General features: G+C 67.0%; 14 protein-coding genes. 4 read left to right on the top strand and 10 right to left on the bottom strand.

Annotated elements, in window-relative coordinates; genetic code table 11:
- Positions 1–229: 229 nt before the first annotated feature.
- The 5 genes from AC5RTS_RS00505 to leuS form a co-directional block, all read right to left on the bottom strand.
- Entirely contained in the window at positions 230–2,635 is a 2,406-nt protein-coding gene (locus AC5RTS_RS00505) for a ComEC/Rec2 family competence protein (RefSeq protein WP_493990123.1), read from the bottom strand.
- 292 nt (positions 2,636–2,927) lie between these two features.
- On the bottom strand, positions 2,928–3,722 hold the full coding sequence (locus AC5RTS_RS00500) for a ComEA family DNA-binding protein (protein WP_493990122.1): 795 nt from the start codon (positions 3,720–3,722) through the stop codon (positions 2,928–2,930).
- Positions 3,723–3,901: 179 nt separating this feature from the next.
- Positions 3,902–4,549, bottom strand: coding sequence for a TerD family protein (locus tag AC5RTS_RS00495; protein WP_493990121.1), 648 nt, complete (start codon positions 4,547–4,549; stop codon positions 3,902–3,904).
- A 53-nt stretch (positions 4,550–4,602) separates the two neighbouring features.
- Positions 4,603–5,622, bottom strand: a complete 1,020-nt coding sequence (locus AC5RTS_RS00490; RefSeq protein WP_493990120.1) for a DegV family protein — start codon at positions 5,620–5,622, stop codon at positions 4,603–4,605.
- Positions 5,623–5,633: 11 nt separating this feature from the next.
- Complete coding sequence (gene leuS, locus AC5RTS_RS00485) at positions 5,634–8,135, bottom strand: leucine--tRNA ligase (RefSeq protein WP_493990479.1); 2,502 nt, start codon at positions 8,133–8,135, stop codon at positions 5,634–5,636.
- 349 nt (positions 8,136–8,484) lie between these two features.
- Between leuS and AC5RTS_RS00480 the strand changes: the two genes are divergently transcribed.
- On the top strand, positions 8,485–9,543 hold the full coding sequence (locus tag AC5RTS_RS00480; protein WP_493990119.1) for a sigma-70 family RNA polymerase sigma factor: 1,059 nt from the start codon (positions 8,485–8,487) through the stop codon (positions 9,541–9,543).
- A 70-nt stretch (positions 9,544–9,613) separates the two neighbouring features.
- On the opposite strand, the gene AC5RTS_RS00475 is transcribed toward AC5RTS_RS00480, so the two are convergent.
- The 5 genes from AC5RTS_RS00475 to AC5RTS_RS00455 form a co-directional block, all read right to left on the bottom strand.
- Positions 9,614–10,636, bottom strand: coding sequence for an SDR family oxidoreductase (locus AC5RTS_RS00475; RefSeq protein ID WP_493990118.1), 1,023 nt, complete (start codon positions 10,634–10,636; stop codon positions 9,614–9,616).
- Complete coding sequence (locus AC5RTS_RS00470; RefSeq protein ID WP_493990117.1) at positions 10,633–11,613, bottom strand: bile acid:sodium symporter family protein; 981 nt, start codon at positions 11,611–11,613, stop codon at positions 10,633–10,635. The genes AC5RTS_RS00475 and AC5RTS_RS00470 overlap by 4 nt, the downstream gene beginning before the upstream one ends.
- Positions 11,613–12,965: a flavin-containing monooxygenase gene (locus tag AC5RTS_RS00465; protein ID WP_493990116.1), complete on the bottom strand. Its 1,353-nt coding sequence runs from the start codon at positions 12,963–12,965 to the stop codon at positions 11,613–11,615. The genes AC5RTS_RS00470 and AC5RTS_RS00465 overlap by 1 nt, the downstream gene beginning before the upstream one ends.
- Before the next feature lie 185 nt (positions 12,966–13,150).
- Complete coding sequence (gene glpK / locus AC5RTS_RS00460; protein WP_493990115.1) at positions 13,151–14,674, bottom strand: glycerol kinase GlpK; 1,524 nt, start codon at positions 14,672–14,674, stop codon at positions 13,151–13,153.
- 56 nt (positions 14,675–14,730) lie between these two features.
- Positions 14,731–15,477: an MIP/aquaporin family protein gene (locus AC5RTS_RS00455; protein ID WP_493990114.1), complete on the bottom strand. Its 747-nt coding sequence runs from the start codon at positions 15,475–15,477 to the stop codon at positions 14,731–14,733.
- A gap of 198 nt (positions 15,478–15,675) precedes the next feature.
- On the opposite strand from AC5RTS_RS00455, the gene AC5RTS_RS00450 reads away from it, so the two are divergent.
- The 3 genes from AC5RTS_RS00450 to AC5RTS_RS00440 are packed head-to-tail and all read left to right on the top strand — an operon-like array spanning position 15,676 to position 18,550.
- Positions 15,676–16,512 (top strand): aldo/keto reductase, encoded by an 837-nt coding sequence (locus tag AC5RTS_RS00450; RefSeq protein ID WP_493990113.1) that lies wholly within the window; start codon positions 15,676–15,678, stop codon positions 16,510–16,512.
- Complete coding sequence (locus AC5RTS_RS00445) at positions 16,512–17,453, top strand: alpha/beta fold hydrolase (protein WP_493990112.1); 942 nt, start codon at positions 16,512–16,514, stop codon at positions 17,451–17,453. Before AC5RTS_RS00450 ends, AC5RTS_RS00445 begins: the two co-directional genes overlap by 1 nt.
- A gap of 2 nt (positions 17,454–17,455) precedes the next feature.
- Entirely contained in the window at positions 17,456–18,550 is a 1,095-nt protein-coding gene (locus AC5RTS_RS00440) for a glycosyltransferase family 4 protein (protein WP_493990478.1), read from the top strand.

Raw genomic sequence — 18,550 nt, 5'->3', positions numbered from 1 at the left:
GCGGGCCGAGGCGGCAGGCCGAAGCGGGTTGAGCGGGGCAGCGCGTATCCGCAGCGCGGACCGGCCTACTCCAAGATTGCCATGCCGGCCGGGCCCCGCCAATTTTGCACCTGCCCGTGTTTGCCTCCGGCGGGCCTTGTCCCCCAGGAAAGGCAAGCTCCAGGACTCTTCCGTTTTTGCCGGTTGACCCGTCCCGGGTCTTTGCCGGTTCCTCGGCAAGGTCAATTATTCACCGCAACCCGCTGATTCGCAGGGTGTCCTCTTCCCGGGCCACCACTATGGTTCCAAGCACATCGGTCCGCACCACCGCTGTCCCGGAGCGTTCCAGCCCTTCAAGAATCTGTGGAGCGGGATGTCCATAGTCATTGTCCGCACCGACAGATATGACCGCCAGCGACGGACTCGTGGCACGCAGCCAGGCGTCCCCGCCGTTGCGGGCACCATGGTGGGGCACCTTCAGCACGTCCACTCCGGACCGCAGTCCAGGATGGGATGCCAGCACCGCTGCCGCGGCGTCTGTTTCTGCGTCCCCGGTCAGGAGAATCTTCAAAGGCTGTCCGGCGTCCGTGCCGACACTCAGCAACAGCACGGCACTGGCATTGTTCTCAGCGTCCTCCCCTGCAGCGGCCGGCGTGCCCGCGGGCGTGCCTGGTGGCCAGAGAACTTCCCAGCTCACATCCCCTGCACTGCCCGTCATTCCCGCCGTCAGCCGCGTGCGTGGCGCCGTTGACCCGGAGAGGGCATCCTCCAGGTCCCGGGGCAGCCCGGACCCCGCCGTGGAGTAGCCCACCTCCCGCACGGTCCGCCCGGAGATAACACCGGCGGACCCGCCGTAGTGGTCCAGATGTGCATGCGTAAGCACCAGCAGATCCACCTCCTGCACAGCCAGCCGGTCCAAACAGGCACCCATGGCAGCGGGTTCCCCGCCGGTATCCACAACAACGGCGCTGCCCGGTCCGGTGCGGACGGCCAGCCCGTCTCCCTGCCCCACGTCGCAGGCGGCCAGCACCCACTCAAGATTCGGGCCGGGCGACCCCTCCCCCGCGCTTCGGTGGGCGAGCACGGCCCCTATCGGCAGGACGAACACGACGGCAGCCCCTGCCACCGTCCAGCGGCCAACCTTCCCGCGTCCGCCCTTTCCCCGTTCCGCCCTTCCCCATTCCGCCCTCCAGAAACCCGTCCTCCAGGAGCCTGACGTCCACGGGCCACCATTCCGGTCCGGACGGCCCCGGTGCGGACGGCCCCGGTGCGGACGGTCCCGGGACAGGCGTCGGTTGCGGGACAGGTACAGGATGAGGGCGGCCGCTCCGGCCGCCGCCGCCCCCATCAGCACGAATCCCGGTCCGCCGGCGGGCCAGGGCTGCAGTGCGCCGGGTGCGGATTCGAAGGTCCGTGCGGTGCCGGCTACCCACCAGGCGCCTGCAGCCGGGACCGCCAGCGGCACCCCGGCCAGTTCAGGGGCTACGCCCACCACGGCAACGGCCAGCATGCCGATGACGGTCACTACCGGGACGACGGGTGCAGCCACCAGATTCGCGGGCACCGAATACACCGGCAGTTGCGGCTGCAGAAGGACCAGTACCGGAGCGCAGAACAGCTGAGCGGCGACCGGTACAGCCAGGGATGCCGCGAACCAGAGCGGGAGCCTGCGGGACAGCACCAGCACCAGGTGCGGCCCGAGAACCACCAGGCCCAGCGTGGCGCAGACCGAGAGGATGAACGCGTAGCTGGTGCACAGCCACGGGTCGATGGCCAGCAGGACGGTGATGGACAGGAGCAGCAGCGCCACCGGCAGGCGGCCCCGTCCGGAGAGAACCGCCAGAGTGCCCAGTCCGCCCATGACCGCTGCCCGCAACACGCTGGGATCGGGCCGGACGAGCAGGACAAACGCCGCCAGCCCGGCCAGCGCCAGCAGCACGGCCGCCGCGCGCGGCACGCGCACCGCCCGGGCGGCAAGGAAGATGAAAGCCAGCAGATACGAGCAGTTGGCCCCGGAAACCGCAGTCAGGTGGGTCAGTCCGGTGGCCTTCATCGCCTGACCTAGGTCCGGGTCCAACGTGCTGCGGTCGCCCAGCACCATTCCGGCTAACAGTCCGTCCACGGACACGCCGCGGTCCGCCGCCGCCTGCGCGAAGTCCACCCTTAGCTGCGCAGTAGCACCGTACCAGCCTCCGGCGGGGCGGATGTCCGGGGCCGCCGCGGCGCGCAGGAGCGCCAGATTCCGGTCGCCGGGCGGAAGCTTTTGCAGTGCCCCGGCACTGCTGAACCGATCGCCCCAATGGATGCCGGCATAGCCATCTCCACCGACCACCAGAATGGGTGCGGAGCTGCCAAAGCGCTTCCCGTCCGCCGTGGCGCTCTCAGCGACGGCGTCCACCAGATAGCGGGGCTTGCCGGAAAAGCGGTCCGGTGTGGCTGCCCGGGCATCGGAGACGGCACGGAACTCTCCTCGTATCGATTGCTCCGCGGCAATCGCCTCGCCCATCGGACCGTTGCTGCGCTCCGCCAAGGCACCGGCGGCCCCTGCACACACCAGTGCCACAGCTGCCAGGGGCACTGCCGTCCCCCTCAGCAGACCGGCGGGACGGCGCTGCCCCCGGACCGCCCTCAGCAGCAGCAGCAAGCCGATACTCAACGCAGCTACGATGCCGGCTGTCCACCATCCGGCAACCGGTGGAAGCCGGACCGCAAGGAAAGCAGCCGCCCACGCCGCCGCAGCTGTCGGCAACAGCCGCAATTCCCGCAGCGGTACGGGCTCCGCCGCCCCGGGCGTGGACCGCCGCCGGCTTGCCTCCCGGCGTACCTTCCGTCGGGCAGCCGGCTCCGGTAGCGGCATCTCCGCTTCCGGTGCAGCTGCACCGGGCACGGCGCCCCGGGCCGAGGAGACGTACCGGGCCCAGTTCCCCTGCTGACTCATAACCAGGCAGCTATACCGTCACGAGAGGCAGGAGCGCGGCCATCATGGCTTCACCGATGCCCGGCACAGCGTCCAGATCTTCGGGCCGGCTGAAGCTTCCGTGGGCGGAACGCCATTCAATGATCCGCTCCGCCAGGACCGGCCCCACCCGGGGAAGCGTTTGCAACTCGGTTGAGTCGGCGGTGTTCAGGTTGACCCTGCCCGAACCGGCGTCGGACCCGGCGGCGGAAGCCCCTGAAGCAGGCGCTCCGCCGCCTTCCCCGCTGACTCCGGCGAGAGGCGGGGCATTCTCACCGATCCTGGGAACCAGTACCATCGCACCGTCCTGCGCCGGGGCGGCCAGGTTCACGGCGGCGAGGTCCGCGTCCGCGGCCGTTCCGCCGGCGGCATCAACGGCGTCGACAATCCGGCTGCCCGGCGGCAGCCGAACAATACCGGGACGCTGCACGGCACCGGCGATGTGCACCACCACCGTGGCGGGGCCTGCTTCCCCTTCCCCCGCTCCCGGCGACGGGGCCGGGGCCGGGGAAGCCGGCTGGGAGCTACCCGCTGCGCCGGTGCTGGGAGCTCCCTCCGCATCCGCCGGGGCAGCGGAGGCTGGCGCGGAGAGCTCCACGCTGGCCGCGGGCGCAGGATCTGTGCCGCGGAGCAGCACAGCAGCCGCCGCGCATCCCAGCAGCAGACACACTGCCAGTACTGCAGCGGGCAGCGAAAGCGCCCATCGTCGGCGAAACCCGGGACGATCCGGGGACTCATCCTGCCCGGTGTCTGCGGTGCCGGCGGTGTCCCAACGATGCTGTGCCATCCGCCGAACCTAGCTGCACGCCTGGCGGTCCCTTCCCATCGGCCTGCGCCTGGTGGAGCGTGACACCCGGAGCGCTGCCTCCCGCCGCCGTGTGGAGGACAAGACCTCCCCGTGGATAAGACCGGGTGCAGAAGTTAGGACCGCGCGGAGGGTAAGCCGGTACGGAACATCCCGCCTGCTTACTTGAAGATGTTCTTTGATCCGGCATCCATAACAACCCGGCCGTTCTGCCAGGCGGGGCGGAATTCGCTCAAGGACTTCGAGTAGGTTTCCAGCGACTCGATAACGACGCCTTCGGGATTATTGCGGATAACGCCAATGGCGACCGTGAATACGCTCATTCGTTTCGAGGCATTTGCGGAATCGATAGTGACGCTGGTTCCGGAACCATTATCGATTCCCAGGGATACCCCGTACTTCCTGAAGGATCCCATTCCGTTGGACTGGGCCGAGTAAGCGATCGGAACGACCGCTTCGATCTCGTCCGTCAGCTTGATTTCGATGGTTTCCTGGGCTTTGCCGTTCTGCCCGCGGCCAACGTCCCCAAGATGGCGGACGGCACCGTTCAGGAGTTGCGGCGTGGGCTCGGGCTGGGCTTCGGACCCGAAGGTGGAACACACCAGTTCCGTGCCGTCCCTGAGGATGACCAGGGCGTAAAGATCATAGTCCGTATTCGACGACCATTCGCAGCGTGCCGTGATGACAGGTGTCTTGGTAATAGTGACCCGGTTTCCCTTTTCCAGGGAAATGCTGCCGGTCTTCTTTCCGAGATCAACGGTCGGCCCGGCCGCAGCACCGTCATTGTTCCTTCCAAAACCAAATGCCATAGCAATTGCGCCTTTCACGGAGGAGAGATTCGCAACACTATAACACCCGTGATTTACTCCGCTTCGCCCTTTCCGGACTCACCAGAGACGGCCGCCGATCCGGTCCCGGCATCAGACCCCGGCCCGGCATCAGGCCCCGACCCGGCAGCACCCTCGCCGGCCACCGCGACGGCCAAAACCCCCAGCCCGGCATGTGCGGCCAGGACTGCGGGAAGCGGACAGATCAGGATTTCCACCTCCGGTGCAGCGGCACCGATGATCCCGGCAAGCCGCTCCGCTTCAGCCGCATTCCCGAAGTGGTGCACCGCGGCCCGGACCTTTCCGGTACGCCCGGCGATGTCCTCCTGCACCAGTTCGGCCAGCCGCGCCAGCGCTTTCGGTGCGGTGCGGACGCGTTCGAGCGGAACCACCCGCCCGTCCCGGACGACCAGGATCGGCTTGACCGCGAAGAGTGTGCCCAGCCAGCCGGCGGCCGCGCCGATCCGGCCACCGCGCCGCAGCTGCTCCAGGCTGGGAACATAAAACAGGACATTCGCTTCCGCGCTGACCGCACGGGCGCAGGCCGCCACACCCTCCGCCCGGCTGCCGGCCCGGGAGCTCTCCGCGGCCGCAGCCACGGCAAACCCCAGCGCCATGGCCGCCGTCGCACTGTCGATGACCTCCACCGGGATGGAGGCGGATCGGGCGGCCAACCGAGCCGAATCCACAGTGCCGGACAGCTGGCCGGAAAGGTGGACGGACACCACGGAAGTGCAACCGGCCGCCGCCAGCTCCGCGTAGGCTGCCTCGAACCGGCCCGGCGCCGGGCGTGAGGTACGCACCTCATGGCCCTGTGCCAGGGCCATCGCCAGTGCCGGGATCAGGTCTTCGGAGCCTTCCCCGTAGATCTGGTCACCGATCATCACCGGCATCGGAACAACCCGCACGAACGCCGACACCTTCGCTGCGTCGGCCCAGCCCGCGGGCAGGGAGGCGGCCGAGTCGGTAACAATGCCCACGACCGGCCCGGAGGCGGCGGCGCTTGTCCGCTGCCGCCCCCTGGCCCGCACTGCGAGCCGTTCCAGCCAGTCCATGGTTCCGGTGCCTAGGCCGGAACGATGTTCACGAGTTTCGGCGCCCGGACAATAACGGTGCGGATGCCGCGTCCGTCCAGGGTGCGCTGCACGGCCTCGGAGGCCAGCGCAGCCTCGCGCAGGTCGTCCTCGGAAATGTCCGCGGCGACCTCGAGCCGGTCACGGACCTTGCCCTGGACCTGCACCACGGCGGTGACCGTGTCCTGTACCAGCAGCGTTTCATCCACCGTGGGCCAGCCGGCGTTCACCACGGAGGCGTCGCAGCCCAGCAGGTTCCACAGATCTTCGGCCGTGTATGGGGCGAACAGGCTCAGGATCACGGCTACCGCCTCGGCGGCTTCGCGGACTGCCGGGTCGGCACCGCCCACGCCGGAGTCGATGGCCTTGCGGGTGGCGTTGACCAGCTCCATCAGCTTGGCCACCACCACGTTGAACTTGTTGTTCTCCAGCAGCTCGGTGGCGTCGGCAACGGTCCGGTGCGTCAGGGCGCGCAGCTTTTTGTCGCCGCCGGTGAACGCGATGCCGGGTTCGCTGCTGACGTCCTGTCCGAGGCGCCAGGCGCGGGCCAGGAACTTCGCGGAGCCCGACGGCGAAACGTCAGCCCAGTCGACGTCGTCCTCCGGCGGGGACGCGAAGATCATGGTCAGGCGCACGGCGTCGACGCCGTACTTATCCAGCTGCTGGCCCAGGTCCACGCCGTTGCCCAGGGACTTGGACATGGCCTTACCGCCGTTGAGCACCTGGCCCTGGTTCAGCAGCGAGCTGAAGGGCTCGCTGGCCGGTAGCAGGCCCATGTCGTGAACCACCTTGGTGAAGAACCGTGCGTAGAGCAGGTGCAGGATGGCGTGTTCGACGCCGCCCACGTACTGGCCGACGGGCATCCAGTTCTTCGCAGCCTCGGGATCAAACGGGCCGTCGGTGAAGTGCGGGGAGACGAAGCGCATGAAGTACCAGGACGAGTCCACGAAGGTGTCCATGGTGTCGGTGTCACGTTTCGCCGGGCCGGCGCACTTCGGGCAGGAAACGTTGACCCAGTCCTCGGCGGAGGCCAGGGGCGAGGTGCCCTTCGGCGCCAGCGCCTCGCCCTTCAGCCCGGTGGGCAGGGTGACGGGCAGCTGGTCATCCGGAACCGGAACTTCGCCGCATTCGGCGCAGTGGATGATGGGGATGGGCGTGCCCCAGAACCGCTGGCGGGAGAGCAGCCAGTCACGCAGGCGGAAGTTTACGAACTTCTCCCCCGTGCCCTGCTCTTCCAGCATGGCGATAGCGGCCGGGATGGCCTCGGACTTGGGCAGCCCGTCCAGTGCGCCGGAGTTGATGAGGGTACCTTCACCGGTGGTGGCGACGCCGCTGACGGCGGGATCCTCTTCGCCGGTGTCCAGGACGGCCTTCACGGGCAGGTCGAAGGTCCTGGCGAAGTCCAGGTCGCGCTGGTCATGGGCCGGGACCGCCATGATGGCGCCGGTGCCGTAGTCGGCCAGCACATAGTCGGCTGCCCAGACGGGCAGCTTTTCGCCGTTAAGCGGGTTGACCGCGTAGCGGCCGGTGAAGACGCCGGTCTTGGTGCGTTCGGTGGACTGGCGTTCGATGTCCGAGAGTGCCTTGACCCGTTCGCGGTAGTCGGTCAGGGCGTCGCGGTTCGCGTCGGTGACCAGGTCCACGGCCAGCGGGGCGTCTGCCGCAACGACGAAGAAGGTGGCACCGGCCAGGGTGTCCGGCCGGGTGGTGAAAACGGTGACCTGTTCCTCCGGCTTGCCGTCGGCAGCTTCAATGACGAAGCGGACGTGGGCGCCTTCGGAGCGGCCGATCCAGTTCTTCTGCATGGCCAGCACACGCTCGGGCCAGTGGCCTTTGAGCTGCTCCATGTCATCCAGCAGGCGGTCCGCGTACTCGGTGATCTTGAAGTACCACTGGTTCAGGGACTTCTTGGTGACCTGGGTGCCGCAGCGTTCGCAGGCGCCGTTGACTACCTGCTCATTGGCCAGCACGGTCTGGTCCTTCGGGCACCAGTTGACCGGGGAGTTCTTCCGGTAGGCCAGGCCGCGCTCGTAGAAGCGCGTGAACAGCCACTGGGTCCAGCGGTAGTACTCCGGATCCGAGGTGTGGATGCGGCGGGACCAGTCAACGCTGATGGCGTAGCGCTTGAAGGATTCCGCCTGGGTTTCAATGTTGCGGTAGGTCCAGTCGCTGGGGTGCGCGTTGTTCTTGATCGCGGCGTTTTCCGCGGGCAGGCCGAAGGAATCCCAGCCGATCGGGTGCAGCACGTCGTAGCCGAGCTGGCGCCAGTAGCGTGCCACGACGTCGCCCATGGCGAACGCTTCGGCGTGGCCCATGTGCAGATCACCCGAGGGGTAAGGGAACATGTCCAGGACGTAGCGGCGCTCGCGCGAGCCGTCGTCGGCAGGGGCGAATACGCCTAGGTCCTCCCAGACCTTCGGCCATTTCTGCTCGATGGCCGCGAAACTGTAGACGGCCTCTTCCTGCTGATCAGTCTGTGACTGCGTGCTCACTATGCTTCGCCTCTGTCCTGAAAGAAAAATGTTGATCCGCGCATTCGGGCCCGTGTTTCGCCGACTCCGGAAAACCGGGTCCTCCCCAGACACACAAAAGCCCCTCGACAAGCAAGGGGCGGCCGCGCACAGACGGTGCGCGGCTAGCTAAGGAGGAGTACTACGCTCATTTCTCCACTTTACAACAGAGCGTGGGCTCCGGGAGCAGTGTTCAGCGGTGTGCCGCAGAGGGGAGGTCCGCCCGGCGGCGTATCTTTTCACCGGCTCCGTGCGTCTACCGGTTAAAAGACTCTGGCGCAGTGCCATTGTTGGTTCAGCACCGCCGGGGCGGTTGCGGAAAAGGAGCGGAGAAATGACGGTTGAGACAAACCCTGCAGGGACATTCGCGGGTAGCAAAGGCGACGGCGCGCCGCTGGGCGGGATTCCACGGGAGCTGCGGCAGGTCCGGCGTGATTTCCTGCTCGCGCTGGAGCCGGTACGTCCTTCCGTTTACCGGTACTGCCGAAGCCTGACCGGGACCGTTTGGGATGCGGAGGACCTGCTCCAGGAAACCCTGACCAAGGCACTGGCCGAGGCGTCCCAGCGGCACGAACCGATCCGGAACCCGCAGGCCTGGCTGATCCGGATTGCCACCAACACCTGGCTGGACACCGTCCGGCGCCGTGCAGGCAACACTGTGGCGGACTTCAGCGCGCCTGAGATGGACCGTGCCGACGACGGCGCCGCGGATCCGCTGACCGCCGTGGCTGTGGAAGCCGCCCTGCGCCGACTGGTGGATGTGCTGCCGCCGAAAGAGCGTGCGTGCGTGGTCCTCAAGGACGTCTTCGGCTATTCCCTGGCCGAAACCGTGGATGTCCTCGACACGAGTCCCGGGGCGGTGAAATCGGCCCTTCACCGCGGCCGAAACACCCTTGCTGCCGCCCAGACAGATCCGGCCCGTAACGCCTGTACTGCCGGTCCTGCCGCTGCACCGGCGTCCCGCCCCGGGCATGCCGAACTGCTGCGCAGGCTGGCGGACGCGTTCAATTCCTACGACATTGAGGCCATGGTCAGCCTCTTTCTGGCAAACGGCCGGACCGAGGTGGTGGGCAACGTCAGCGAAACCGGTCACGAGGAGATCCGTACCGGCTCTCTGGACCACACCTTCGGCCCGGAAGCGGCCGAGACCTACCGGGCCACCGTGCACGCGTTCGACGGCGAGGAAGTCATCCTGCTCTGGGAACGGCCCCGGGACACCCCGGACGCAGCGGAAGTCGTGGCCGACGTCGTCCGAATGCGCGCCGCCCACGGCATGGGCGAAAACCCGCTGATCCGCGAGCTGAAGTGGTACTACTTCTGCCCGGAACTGCTGGCAGAAGTGGCCGGTGGCCTGGGACTTCCATTCAAGACCAACGGCCTGTCCTACTTCTGACCGGGGCAGCCGCAGTGCCGGGGTAGCGTTTGTTCCCCGGCACTGCGGCTTCGTCTACCGGGGAACCCGCCTACCGCGCAGCCGCGTTCCGGCGCCCCCGGGCCTCCCGGGCTCGGCCGGCTTTTTGGGCTCCGCCGGCGTCCTGGGCTTCGCGTGCCGCCCGGAACGCCAGGAACGCTTCCCTGCCCGTGCGGCCGGGGGTATACCCGAACTCCTCTTTGAGCGCCGTGTTGTCCAGCACGGGCCGGTAGCGCAGGAACCGTACCCGTTCCGGGCCGTGCACCGTCAGCCGGAGCCTGCTGCCCAGCCAGAGCGCCGCCGCCAGCACGGGCGCCGGAACCGTGATGGTGCCCCGTCCCTGAAGCTGCGCGATCTCCCGGACCGTCAGTGCGCCGTCGCCGGCCACGTTATAGATCCCGCTGCGTCCGGTGACAGCGGCCTGCACCATCACCCCTGCAACGTCTTCGTCCCAGACGAAGACGAACGGTGACTCGCTGCCTGCCACGCGCAGCAGCCGCGGGGCGTCCAGCAGGGCGGTGATCTGGTTACGGACCCGCTCCCCCAGGATGGTGCCGATCCGGAAAACAGTCTGCTTCAGTTCCGGATGCTCGGCGCGGACCCGGGCCAGTTCCTCCTCCACCAGGCGTTTGTGCTGCGAATAGGCAAACTCGTCGTTCCCGCGGATCGGATCGGCCTCGGTCAGCCAGGGGGAATTGTCCGGGTGGTAGCCGTAGGCGGCCCCGGAGGAGGAAATGATGACGTGTTGAACGCCGGCGGCAATGCAGGCGGCCAGGACGTTGCGTGACCCTTCGACGTCCACGCGGTATTCCTGTTCGCGGGTGGTGGTTTTTCCGGGGTTCACAATGGCCGCCAGATGCACCACGGTGTCTATCCGGTGTTCTTCCAGCAGCCGGGCAACCTCCGGTGAGCAGACGTCCGCCAGTGCGTAGTCGACGTCGTCGAGCCGCCGTTCCGGAGCCGGTTCGCGGATGTCGAGGCTGAGCACATGGGTGATGTCCGGGTGGCCTGCCAGCCGGCCCACCACGGCGCTGCCCAGGAAACCGTTGCCGCCCGTCACGCAGACGCGGGTCATCGGTCGGCTCCGTTCGTTGCCGCGGCAGGCGGTTCGGCTGCGGGCGGTTCGGCCGACGGCGGCCGGGCAGCGGATCTGCCTGCCCGGGCGTCCCGGCGCCGCCACCAGGCGGCCAGCAGGAGACCGGCCAGGATGTCCCAGATGCCCCACCACGCAGCAACCATGGCCATACCGCCCAGACCCGCGAAGAAGGTCAGGGTCAGGCCCAGCCCCAGGCCCGTATTCCGGGCACCGACTTCGAAGGCGAAGGCCCGTCGGCTGGGCTCGTCGAGCCGGACTGCCGCCGCGGTCCAATAGCCCACGGCCAAGGCTACGGCGTCGTGCAGCAGTACCACCAGGAAGATCGTGCCCAGGTGTTCGCGCAGCGGCCCGAGGTTGCTCGCCGTGCCCGAGACGATGAAGACCAGCAGGGCGATCAGGCCAATGCGCTGGACCCAGGGCCGCACCTTGTCGGTGAGGCGGGGGAAACGCCGGGCCAGCGGCATCCCGAGCGCGAAGGGAAGCCCGATGATCAGCAGGACCTGGATCAGCATTTCCCACCGGTCCAGCGAGAATTCCCGCATCAGGGATTCGGTGCCGGGGTTCAGCCGTGCCCACAGGGCTACGTTCAACGGCATCACCGCGATGGCCACCAGGTTGGACACGGCAGTCATGGATGCCGAGAGCGCCACGTTGCCGTGGGCCCGGTGCGTCAGGACGTTGGAGATTCCGCCGGGCGGGCAGCATGCCACCAGGATCATGCCCAGCGCGATCGACGCCGGCACGTTCAGCAGCAGCGCCAGCCCCACAGTGACGGCGGGCAGCACCAGGTACTGGGCGGCTATGCCCACGAGTACCGCCTTCGGGCTGCGCAGCACGGTCCGGAAATCGGCCGGCCGGACTTCCAGGGCGATGCCGAGGATGATGACCGCCAGGACCACGTTCAGGATCACCAGGGATCCCGGGGTGAAATTCAGAACGACGTCGTCAATGGACATCAGGCACTCACCGTCTCCCGTGCCGCGGCGTCCGACGGCGCAGCCAACTGCTGCAGGTGGGCGTCCAGCTCGGCCCGGTACGCGTCTTTGTTGACGTAGTAGCTCATCCGGTCAAGGCCGAGATAGCGGTACCCGCCGGTGACGTCCGGGCTTGGCCCGGCAATGCGTAGGGTGAACTGCTCCGCCGACGCCGGGGCGTCGCGTTGGGCGGCAAGATAGGCAGCGGCGAGCTGGGCCTGCCGGAACCGGCCTTCCCAGCCCAGGCCGGAGGCTTCCACCATGCCGATCACCAGCAGGTTGGGTGCCTGCCGGCTGAAGATGTTCAGGTACAGCGACGGTGACGGGCCGGTCCAGCCCAGCAGTTCAGGAGCAAGGAAGGGATAGTCCAGCACATACCCCGTGGACAGCAGGATCAGGTCGTACTCCCCCGACGTGCCGTCCTGGAAATGCACCGTGTGCCCGTCCAGCCGGTCTATGTCCGCCCGGACCCGGAGATCGCCGTGTCCCAGGTGGTGCAGCACCAGGGAGTTCACCACGGGGTGCGACTCGTAGATACGGTAGTCCGGCTTCGGGAATCCGAACCGCTGCGGGTCGCCGGTGAACATCCGCAGGAGCCGCTTGTCGAGGAACTGCTTCAACGGGCGCGGCAGCGGGCGGCCCTGGTTGAGGGTGTCCGTGGGGCGGCCGAAAACATACTTGGGCACAAAGTAGTACCCGCGGCGGACACTGATATCCACGGCCGCGGCATGATGCACGGCGTCCACGGCTATATCGCAGCCGCTGTTGCCCGCACCCACTATCAGGACGCGCTTGCCGGCCAGTTCCCGGGCGTTCTTGTAGCGGGCGGAGTGGCGGATTTCGCCGGCAAAATGTCCCTTGAAGGAGGGAACGAACGGCTCATGCAGGGTGCCGGAGGCGACCATCACAGCGCTGAAGGTGCCGGTTCCGGATCCTTCGGGGCCATTCCAGCTGACGGTCCAGGTTTCCCCTGACGGGACCGCCGACGTGACCGTGGTGGCGAACCGGATGCGGTGGGTCAGCCCGAAGTGCTTCGCATAGTCCGTGAAGTAGGCCTGGAGGTGACGGTGCCCGGGATAGTCCGGTGTCCCCTCCGGCATCGGGAACTCACTGAACTGCGTGGTGGACTTGGAGGAGATCAGGTGCGCTGACTCGTAGACGGTACTGGCCGGGTTGTCGATGTTCCACAGCCCGCCCACCTCGGTGTGCTGTTCAAAGCCCACGAAGTCCAGTCCCTGTTTTGCCAGTGCACGCATGGCTGCGAGCCCGCTGGGCCCGGCGCCGATAACGGCGACGGGAAGCGCCGTAGGTGTTGTATTTGATTCGGAAGACACTTCTACCTGTTTCTGTGATCTGCATCACCATTGATGCTGACCGAACGCTACCGAACCTGTCCCGGGGCCGCCAACCGACGCGCCGATTGTGACGGACCGCCCCTGGACGCAGAATGCCCCGGCGGATATCCGCCGGGGCATTCTGCGTCCGCCTGCCGCCGTCCGGCGCAGGCTAGGACCGTGCGTTACTGAACGTCCTCATCAACCCAGTCGAAGGTCTTGGTGACTGCCTTCTTCCACAGGCGCATCTGGCGCTCCTGTTCGGAGGCTTCCATCTGCGGGCTCCAGCGCTTGCCTTCATCCCAGTTCCGGGCCAGCTCATCGGTGTCATTCCAGAATCCGACAGCCAGGCCGGCAGCGTAGGCGGCACCCAGGGCGGTGGTCTCGATGACCTTCGGGCGGACAACGTCCACACCGAGGATGTCGGCCTGGAACTGCATGAGCTCGTCGTTGGCCACCATGCCGCCGTCAACGCGCAGCTCGGTCAGCGGCACGCCGGAGTCGGCGTTCACGGCATCAAGGACCTCGCGGGTCTGGAAGGCGGTGGCCTCCAGCGCAGCGCGTGCAATGTGGTTCTTGTTCACGTAACGGGTCAGGCCGACGATGGCACCGCGGGCGTCGGAACGCCAGTACGGCGCAAAGAGGCCGGAGAATGCCGGAACGATGTAAACGCCGCCGTTATCCTCCACCTTGCGGGCCAGCTCCTCGATTTCCGGGGCGCTGTCGATCATGCCCAGGTTGTCCCGCAGCCACTGGATCAGGGAACCGGTGACGGCAATGGAGCCTTCCAGGGCGTAGACCGGCTTGGCGTCACCCAGCTGGTAGGCAACGGTGGTGATCAGCCCGTTCTCGGAACGGACAATCTCCTCGCCGGTGTTGAAGATCAGGAAGCAGCCCGTGCCGTAGGTGTTCTTGGCGGCACCCTTGGCGAAGGCCGCCTGGCCGAAGGTCGCGGCCTGCTGGTCACCCAGGATGCCGGCGACCGGGGTTTCGCGCAGCAGCTGCGAACCGGCAACCTGGCCGTAAACCTCGGAGGAGGAACGGATTTCCGGCATCATGGACTTCGGAACACCGAATTCCTTGAGGATCTCGTCATCCCAGGTCAGCGTCTCGAGGTTCATGAACAGCGTGCGGGAAGCGTTGGTCACATCGGTGATGTGGACGCCGCCGTCGGGGCCGCCGGTCAGGTTCCAGACGATCCAGGAATCGGTGTTGCCGAAGATGAGGTCCCCCGCCTCGGCCCGCTCGCGGGCCCCTTCGACATTGTCCAGGATCCACTTGATCTTCGTGCCGGAGAAGTACGTTGCCAGCGGCAGGCCGACGGTGCCCTTGAAGCGGTCCAGGCCGCCTTCCTTGGCCAGTTCGTTGACGATCGGCTGCGTCCGCGTGTCCTGCCAGACGATCGCGTTGTAGACCGGCTCGCCCGTCTTGCGGTCCCAGACAACGGCGGTCTCGCGCTGGTTGGTGATGCCCACCGCTGCGATATCGTGCCGGGTCAGGTTGGCCTTGGACAGTGCGGTGCCGACGACCTCGCGCACGTTGGTCCAGATCTCCTGCGGATCGTGCTCGACCCATCCCGCATGCGGGAAGATCTGCTCGTGTTCCTTCTGCCCGGTGGAGACGATGCTTCCGTCGTGGTCGAACACGATAGCCCGGCTGCTGGTAGTGCCCTGGTCGATGGCGATGATGTACCTGGGATTGTCAGGCATTGGTTCTGCTCCTTGAATGGGGGTTTAGACGTGTGGCCGGGCTACGGCCGGGAGAGTTACAGCGGAAGGGCCGGAAGGGGAATCTGAGCCCCCAGCAGACCGCCCAGGGCGCCGCCGATGAGCGGACCGACAACCGGAACCCAGGAGTAGGACCAGTCGCTGTTGCCCTTGTTGCGGATGGGCAGCAGGGCGTGGACGATGCGGGGTCCGAGGTCACGTGCCGGGTTGATGGCGTAGCCGGTGGGGCCGCCGAGGGAGGCACCGATACCGAGAACGACCAGCGCAACGGCCAGCGGGCCCAGGCCCGACGGGGTACCGGCAAAGGCGACGATGGTGAAGACGAGGACAAAGGTGCCCACGACCTCGGTCACGACGTTCCAGCCGTAGGAACGGATGGCCGGACCGGTCGAGAAGACGCCCAGGATGTTGGCGGCGTCGGGTTCGTCGTCGAACTGCTTTTTGTAAGCGAGCCAGGCAACAAAGGCGCCGATCATCGCGCCGACCATCTGTCCGGCGAAGTACACCAGCGTTGCGGCGAAGGAAACTTCGACTCCGGGGGCATACTCATCGGCGCCGCTGGCCCACAGGCCCACGGTCACGGCGGGGTTGATGTGCGCGCCTGAAAGAGCGGCAGCGTAAACACCGGCAAACACACCGATTGCCCAGCCCCAGTTGACCATCAGGAAGCCGCCGCCGGCTCCCTTCGTCTTGGCCAGCGCCACGTTGGCAACAACGCCGCAGCCAAGAATGATGAGAATGGCGGTACCCGCCAACTCACTAATGAAAACTTCACCCAGAGTCACCATCGACTCCTCCGATCATTCGTATCTGTCAACAACCCAAGCGGGAGTGCGGACTCTTGGTTTCTATGCAACCAATCTTTTGCAAGAAGCGCCATCACCTTAGCCGACCTGTTTGTCGGGGCGCCAATCTTATGGGAATGAAACAGGTAGTCAGTGCGGGATTTCAGCGTGACGCCGGTACGTCGGTAAAGTCGTCCTATGCAGCCGGCACCCAAAATCCCGCTCAATAACGGCGTCCTCATGGACCAGGTCGGCTTCGGCACCTACAAAGTCCCCTCCCAGGACGCCGCCGGACTGTGCAGTGAGGCCCTCACCGCCGGGTACCGCCATGTGGACACGGCGGCGCTGTACGGCAACGAAGCAGGCGTGGGCGAGGCGGTCCGCGCGTTCGTCGCCGGCGGGGGTGCCGATCGGAGCGATGTTTTTGTCACCTCCAAGGTCTGGAATACGGACCAGGGCTACGACAGCACGCTGCGGGCCTTCGATGCTTCGATGTCCCTGCTGGGCCTGGACTACTTGGATCTCTACCTCATCCACTGGCCCTGCCCCCAGCGCGGCGAGTATGTGAACACGTACCGGGCCTTGGAGGAGCTCTATTCCTCCGGCCGGGTCCGCGCCATCGGCGTCTCCAACTTCCAGCCCGCCCACCTTGAGCAGCTGCTGGAGGCAACCGGTGTTGTTCCGGCGGTAAACCAGATTGAACTTCATCCCTGGCTGCAGCAGGACGAGCTGCGCAGCCTGCACCGGCGCCTGGGCATTCAGACGGTGGCGTGGAGCCCGCTGGGCCGCGGAGCCGTCCTTGAAGATCCGGTGGTTCTGCGGATCGCGGCGGAGTTGGGCCGCACCCCTGCCCAGGTGATCCTGCGCTGGCACGTGGATGCGGGAAACGTAGTGATCCCCAAGGCCAGCACGCCGGAGCGGATCGCGGGCAACCTGGATCTTTTCTCCTTCGAACTCTCCGATGACCAGCGAGCCGCCATTGACGGGCTGGACCGGGGGCAGCGCTCCGGATCCCACCCGGACGAGGTCAACTGATGCCGGGCACCATGGCGGACCCGGCGTCGTCCGCCGTGCCCGTGCCGCTCTCACGGACCGCTGTGGTCCGCTCCATCACGGTTGCGGGAACGGCGCAGCGGTGCTGGGACTTCGCTCCGGCGGAGACGCGCGCCGCGGACAGCACCGACGACGACGGACTTCCGGCGATCTTTATGGTCCACGGCTTCCGGGGGGACCACCACGGCCTGCTCCGTATCGTCGAGGCCCTCCCCCGCCACCGCGTGCTCGTGCCCGATCTGCCCGGCTTCGGCGAAGGCAGCCCGCTGCCGGGGCGGCATGATGTGCCTGCCTATGCCGGCTTTGTCCGCACGGCCATGGCCGAACTGGGCCTCGGCTCGGACACAGTCCTGCTGGGACACTCGTTCGGGTCCATCATTGCCTCCCGGGTTGCCGCTGAGTCCCCGGAACTGATCAGTGAGCTGGTACTGGTCAACCCCATCTGCGAGCCCGCCCTGGAAGGGCCGAAGGCCATTACCAGCAAGGCCGCGGAACTGTATTACCGGGCCGCTGCCGCGTTGCCGGAGAAACCCGGCATGGCTCTCCTGCGCAGTCCGCTGATTGTCCGCGGCATGAGCATGCTGATGGCCAAGACCAAAGACCCGCAGCTGCGCCGGTGGATCCACGGCCAGCACGACGCCTACTTCAGCGCCTTCGCCAACCGCACCGTGGTTCTTGACGCCTTCCGGGCATCCATCTCCGAGACGGTGCGGGACGTGGCAGCCCGGCTTTCCATGCCCGTTCTGCTGGTGGCCGCCGAACTGGATGACATCGGTTCGGTTCGGGGCCAGCAGCATCTGGCCCGGACTGTCCCGGATGCCGAACTGGTCATGCTCTCCGGTGTGGGGCACCTGGTGCATTACGAAAAGCCGGCCGAGGCGGCGGCAGCCATTGAGGATTTCCTGGACCGGAGGCATTCATGAGGATGCGGCTGGCAGTGGATGCCAGGTTCACCCGCACCGACCACCATGACGGCATCAGCCGGTATGGCGCCAGCCTGATCCAGGCGGTCAGTGAGCATGCCGACGTGCTGATGCTGATTTCGGACGAGCGCCAGCTCGCCCTGCTGCCGGACCTGCCGTGGGTGAAGATCAACAGCCCGCTCTCTCCAGCCGAGTTGTTCGTTGCCTTCCGGATTAACCGGCTGGCGGCCGACGCCGTTTTTTCACCGATGCAGACCATGGGCAGCTGGGGGCGCAGGTACCCGTTGATCCTCACCCTGCACGATCTGATCTACTACCAGAACCCCACACCGCCGGGGTTCCTGCCGCTGCCCGTGCGCGGTCTGTGGCGGCTGTACCACCTGGCGTACTGGCCGCAGCGGCTGCTGCTGAACCGTGCGGACGTGGTGGCCACTATCAGCGAAACCACCCGCGGGCTGATGGCCCGGCACCGGCTCACCCGGCGCCCGGTCCGGATGGTGGCCAACGCCCCGCAGGAGGGTTCGACGCCGAGGGAACCGGATGTTCCGGCGGAACCGTCCCTGTTGTACATGGGCTCCTTCATGCCGTACAAAAACGTAGAGACCGTGATTCGGGGGATGGAGCAGCTGCCCGGATTCACGCTGCACCTGCTCAGCCGGATCAGCGATGATCGGCGCGCTGAGCTGGAGGCACTTGTGCCGGACGGTGCCGCCGTCCGGTTCCACAACGGCGTCAGCGATGAGGAATACGACCGGTTGCTGCGGCGCGCAACGGCCCTGGTCACCCTGTCCAAGGCCGAGGGCTACGGGCTGCCGGTCATCGAAGCGATGGCGGTGGGCACCCCCGTGGTCGCCAGCGATATTCCGATTTTCCGCGAGGTTTCCGGCGGCGCTGCACTGCTGGTTGATCCGGACTCCCCCACCGAATTCGCCGACGCCGTGCGCGCCCTGGCTGAACCGGACCGGTGGCGGAAGGCCTCCGAGGCGGGGGTCCGCCGCGCGGCCGACTACGGCTGGGATGTCTCTGCCCGCCAGCTGATGGCAGCGGCCGGGGAGGCTGTGCGCCTGTTCCCCGGCCGCCGCCGTCGTCGTCCGTAG

The organism is Arthrobacter sp. MDT1-49-2, assembly GCF_059090185.1.
Note: the sequence above shows the minus strand (reverse complement) of the source record. Positions and strands in the feature narration are given on the sequence as shown.